This is a genomic window from Desulfovibrio sp. 1214_IL3152, from assembly GCF_036763055.1.
Classification (GTDB): domain Bacteria; phylum Desulfobacterota; class Desulfovibrionia; order Desulfovibrionales; family Desulfovibrionaceae; genus Desulfovibrio.
Genome location: NZ_JBAIYW010000448.1, coordinates 1 through 3,223 on the forward strand (window position 1 = coordinate 1; position 3,223 = coordinate 3,223).

Genomic DNA, 3,223 nt, shown 5'->3' on the forward strand with positions numbered 1-3,223 from the left:
TCCGTCCACAGGTCTGTTTGGGGCAACAGTCTGCCCGGCCTGTTTGAGGGGACTGCCCTGCGCGGTGCTTTGGGCAGACGCTGTGCCTTGCACGGTGCCTTGGGCAGGCGCATGGGTTTGCGCCGCATTGCCGGCCTGGCTCTGCTGCCCGGTTAGCTGAGTGTTCTCTGCTTTTTGCCCTGACGCCGCGCCAGCTTGTACGCTGCCTGTCGCATTTTTGTTTTCAAATTGCGTAAGGTCAGGCGTAGTGACAGGCATCGCCAGACTTTCCGGTTCTGCCTTGAAGTTTTTTTTGAATGATCTGGCGCTGATTCTTTCAGGATCAGCCAACGGCTGGAACGCGCTGTTGAGTTCTTGTACCGCAAATGCCCCGTCCGGCAGTTCCCAGACAAAGTAGTGGGTTTTGCGGCGGTTTTCCGTCCAGTCGGTGGAAAAGGAATACACGCCAGAAAATTTTGAGCGACGCATGCCCGAAATGTACATTATTTACGCCGAATGGCAAGAATGGCTTCCGGCCTTTACGTGACAGGGCCTTTGAGCTAGTATGCCGCCATGCACGAAATGGCTATCGCACAAAGCTTGCTGAAAATGGCGGAAGAGGAAATTACCCGTCAGGGCTGTACCCGTCTTGAGGTTGTGAACGTCAAATATGGCGCTCTCGCCGGGCTGGTGCCGGAATCTCTTCAATTCTGCTTTGAAACCATGATTCAGGGGACGCCCCACGAGGGCGCGCGCCTTGAAATGGAAGAATTGCCGTTGCAACTGCACTGCCCGTTCTGCGGCGCGGATTTTGGCGGTGAAGGGCAGGACGCTCTTGTGCAGCCCTGCCCCGGATGCGGCGAGCAGTTCGGTCACGTGGTCAGGCAGGGCAGGGAGCTGTATTTGAACCGCCTTGAGGCCAGCTGACCCGAGCCGGATAGGGACGGCGGTCCCCACCGAGGCGCTGCGCCTGAAACGGCGGCGGCTTTCTTGCCTATGGCGCCGCAAGTTTTCTAGCAGATATCATCGCCTTCTCAACGTACCGATACTTTACATAAAAGACCCCATTGCCGGGGCCTGCAAGGAGACTGGCATGCAAATTCCCGTGGTTCGCAATGTGCTGGAAGCCAATGAAAAAATGGCGGCTCATGTGCGCAAGCGGCTGTCTGACAGCGGGATTCTGACCCTGAATCTGATCAGTTCGCCCGGCGCGGGCAAGACCACGCTGCTGGAGCGCACGCTTACCGATCTGGCGGGAGAGTTTCGCATGGCCGTGGTGGAAGGCGACCTGCAGACGAACAACGACGCGCGCCGCGTGGCCGCTACCGGGGCGCAGGCCGTGCAGATCAATACCGACGGCGGCTGCCACCTTGACAGCAACATGATCCTGACCGCGCTGGACAGCCTCGATCTTGAAGGCGTGGACATTCTTTTTATCGAAAACGTGGGCAACCTCGTCTGCCCTGTGGAATTTGACTGTGGGGAAGACGCCAAGGTGGCCCTGCTGAGTGTGGCCGAAGGCGACGACAAGCCCGAAAAATACCCGCTTCTTTTCAACCTGGCTCAGGCGCTTGTGCTGAACAAGGTGGACCTGTTGCCCTATGTGGATTTTGACATGATGCGGGCGCGTAATTTTGCCACAAAGCTCAATAAAGATCTGGATATTTTTGAGGTTTCCTGCCGCCACGGCCAGGGCCTTCAGGAATGGTACGGCTGGCTGCGCGCCATGCGGGCTGCCAAAAAAGAAGGTCGCCCGCTTTAGAGCAGATTAACTTTGAGAATATACATTCTCAAAGTTTAAGGCACGCTCACTTCGGCGTTTAACCGCGCAGATAAACTGCGCTTACGCCTCCGTAGCGAACGTCTGCTCACGCAGCCGTCAGAGCAATTTCAAAGTGAAATTGCTCTAGGCAAGCCTGTTAAAAAAAATCTGCCGGTCGCACGGGCAGGCGGCGACAGTGCATTTTTTATGATGCGGAAGCGCTATGCCTGCGCGCGGCGGAGGCGGCAAGAGCAGCCTGATGTTTTTCGGTTATGCTTGCAAAAGAATAGTAAAAATCCCGGTCTGTGCCGGGATTTTTTATGGCCCGCAACTACGCGGAACAAAATGTGAAAAGCGTCAGGTCGGGGAGTGCTCAGCGACCGCCCTCGCCAGCCTGATAGGCGGCCACATCCACAACAAGGTTTTTTGATGCGGGCCGCAGGGTCAGGGTAAAAAGCTGCACGTCCTGCCTGGGCGTGTCGGCATCTGCCAGATTCGGCAGCATGGCCGCCGGGGCAAGCATGATCGTAGCCTCTCCCTGGCCCGCCGCAAGAAAATAGTCCAGTACCTGCCGGAGCACCTGCCGGTGTTGCGCAGGGTCTGTCCTGGGCAGTTCCACAAAGTCCATATCCAGCCCGGGCAATTCAGCCTGCCAGGGGGCATAGTCCTGGGCATAGAGCGTTTCAAGCAGCTTGTTCAGTGTGGCGGCGTCGAGTTTCCGGCGCAGTTCCATATGTTCAAGACGGTCGGGATCGCCGGGGCGCGCCGTGACAGCAGCACCGGCAGTCCCGTTTTCAGCCTGACCGGGCAAAAGCCGCGCAGCCCAGACCATACCGGCAAATCCAAGGCTGGTCAGCACGGCATCGTTGTCGTCATGAGGCGGGCTTTTGTCCAGCAGGGCGCACACGTCTTTCATGCTCATGCCGGGCCGAAACTGGTCAAGCATGCAGACCGGGCCGCTGTTTTCATCGGGTAAAAGGCTTTGCATCCGGGCGTTGAACTGACGGCTGACGCCTTTGGCCGTTGTCAGGGTCATCTGCTCCGGCCGGGGGCCAAAGGCAAGGCTTGCTGCCTGCCCTACAGGCACGGCGCTGAACGTCCAGAGCGCCAGCCCCGTGTCCAGGCGCAAGTCTGCAGTTCCTCCGGGGTTTTCAATTTCATCGCTGCCGCCGGGGGCCATGTCCAGCCGGGCAAACTGCGTAACACCCTTGCTTTGCAGGCTGATGTTGAGCAGGTCCTCTTCTGTTTTATTGGAAATGACCAGATTTTGAGGGCCTGCTGCCAGGCAGTGTCCCGCCCACAGAAGAAAAATAAAAACAGTGAGAAAACAGGGCAGGCTTCGCTGCGGATAATTGCTGAAGGTCATGCATACACTCCCGATGTCAGTACCCGGCGTCATACGACGGCAGGCACATTATAGCAGAGCGCGGGGGCGGCCCGCAAGTCAGCCGGGCGGAAGCGGCAGGCGTACCTTGCGGGCGC

General features: G+C 58.1%; 3 protein-coding genes. 2 read left to right on the forward strand and 1 reads right to left on the reverse strand.

Annotated elements, in window-relative coordinates; genetic code table 11:
* Window positions 1-552: 552 nt before the first annotated feature.
* Both V6C07_RS09450 and hypB read left to right on the forward strand, forming a co-directional pair.
* Entirely contained in the window at window positions 553-906 is a 354-nt protein-coding gene (locus V6C07_RS09450) for a hydrogenase maturation nickel metallochaperone HypA/HybF (RefSeq protein ID WP_333536180.1), read from the forward strand.
* Between the two features lie 166 nt (window positions 907-1,072).
* Complete coding sequence (gene hypB, locus V6C07_RS09455; protein WP_333536181.1) at window positions 1,073-1,741, forward strand: hydrogenase nickel incorporation protein HypB; 669 nt, start codon at window positions 1,073-1,075, stop codon at window positions 1,739-1,741.
* A gap of 373 nt (window positions 1,742-2,114) precedes the next feature.
* Here the strand turns inward: hypB and V6C07_RS09460 are convergent, their stop codons facing one another.
* Window positions 2,115-3,107, reverse strand: a complete 993-nt coding sequence (locus V6C07_RS09460) for a peptidoglycan glycosyltransferase (protein WP_333536182.1) — start codon at window positions 3,105-3,107, stop codon at window positions 2,115-2,117.
* Window positions 3,108-3,223 lie beyond the last annotated feature (116 nt).